This is a genomic window from Spiroplasma sp. hy2, assembly GCF_044714365.1.
Lineage (GTDB): Bacteria > Bacillota_I > Bacilli_A > Mycoplasmatales > Mycoplasmataceae > Spiroplasma > Spiroplasma phoeniceum.
Genome location: NZ_RXFZ02000197.1, coordinates 1 through 1,640 on the forward strand (window position 1 = coordinate 1; position 1,640 = coordinate 1,640).

Here is a 1,640-nt window from a genome sequence, read left to right on the forward strand (position 1 = left end):
TAAAAATTTAAAGCAAAATCATAATCTTACACAAAATTAGTTTTCAAATTGTCATATTGATGATTTTTTTTATTTCATCAAGAGTTTTCGACAAAATTAAAGAATCTTGCTTTTCTCGTTGAAAACTAGTATAATAAAAAATATATTATTAAAAGAGCCCAAAAATGGAAAATATAACAAACAACGAAACAATATTAAAACTAAATAATAATAAAATTTGAATATTAAAAAATAATATTAAAACTTTAACTAAAAGTTGACGGTTTTGATTTAAAATAATAATTGGTCTTTTACCAATTATTTCAATTATTGTTTTTACTAGTGTTAGTTTATCATTGACATTATGATCTAAACATCATGGAATATTTCCCAAAAGTTGAGTACCAAAGTATGAAACAAAATTAGCAGAGTTACAAAGTTGATCAGATATTAGTATTAGTTTTATGGTTATTTTTCGAAATCTAACCTTATATACCTCATATTCAACATTGCTTTTTTCTGCTTTCTTCCTTAATTCTGCGTTTAATACGTTAAAAGAAGGAAAAGGGCGATATGATAATAGTAAAGTAGGATTATTAACAATGGTAGTTATTTGCTTTACGTTATTCTTTTATAATCTTTCTTTACCAATTACTGGTGATTTTAAAAGTTGATTACCAATTCAATGAATGAGTATGTTTTTGCAACATTCTTTAATTCCGCTATTAGGTGTGATTTATTATTTTGTTTTTTATCAACATCATGATTTAAGTTATAACAAAATAACTATGTTACGTTGATGAGGTTATAGTTTAGCAACAATTTTAGGTTATTTCTTGGTGTCTACTATTTTTGGTTATATTTTAAAAGTAACTCATAATTGAAAACCATGACCAGATATGTCATTCTCGGGTTATTTCCCATATGATTTTATGGAATTTACAAATCCAAAAGCTAGTTATACAAATGGTAAAGTTCCGATGGCTGTCCAAACAATTGTTGTTTACACAACCTTTGCCCTAATTATTAGTGGCTGTTACTTTGGATTCTATTTTGCACAAAATAAAATTAGTAGTAAACAAACAAACCAGTTACAAAAACAATTAAATTTAGCAAAATAAAAAGTAGTTTCAAACTACTTTTTACCTTTTTTATACTTTTTACTAGTTTATTTATTTTGATAATAAATCATGCTTATTAGGTAATGATTCTGAATTTAGCAGTGTTTCTTCCGTTGGATTATTGTCCTTTTTCAATAATTCTGGACGGCAATTTTTGTAACTTAATTTGACATGTTTTTTAACGGGGTCAAAATCAAGAACTTCTACTTCAACATTGTCACCAACATTAACAAATTCTTGAATATTTCGAACAAAGAAATCAGAAAATTCACTAATATGAATTAAACCAGCTGCGTCTTTTAATTCACAAAAAGCACCGAACGGCGTGATATTTGTTATTTTAACAATAACCTTGCTTTTTTTATCATACATAATATTTTTTCTCCTTTTCATAACATTATTATATTATTAAAATGCTAAAAATGATTTGCTATTGTAGAATAAAGGATGAAGTAGGAAAAAACAACCCTTATTAAAGGGTTGTTTTTTATTTGAAATAAAACAACTCCTAAAAGGAGGTAATGATAATTAAACAAYATA

Annotated in this window: 2 protein-coding genes; one reads left to right on the plus strand and one right to left on the minus strand. The window is 25.4% G+C overall.

Annotation, left to right across the window (positions count from 1 at the left end):
* Positions 1-164: 164 nt before the first annotated feature.
* Complete coding sequence (locus tag EHV01_RS05325; RefSeq protein ID WP_422066551.1) at positions 165-1,100, plus strand: hypothetical protein; 936 nt, start codon at positions 165-167, stop codon at positions 1,098-1,100.
* A 51-nt stretch (positions 1,101-1,151) separates the two neighbouring features.
* On the opposite strand, the gene EHV01_RS05330 is transcribed toward EHV01_RS05325, so the two are convergent.
* The gene (locus EHV01_RS05330) at positions 1,152-1,472 is read right to left on the minus strand and encodes a S1 RNA-binding domain-containing protein (RefSeq protein WP_422066552.1); all 321 of its coding nucleotides are present in this window, start codon (positions 1,470-1,472) and stop codon (positions 1,152-1,154) included.
* Positions 1,473-1,640 lie beyond the last annotated feature (168 nt).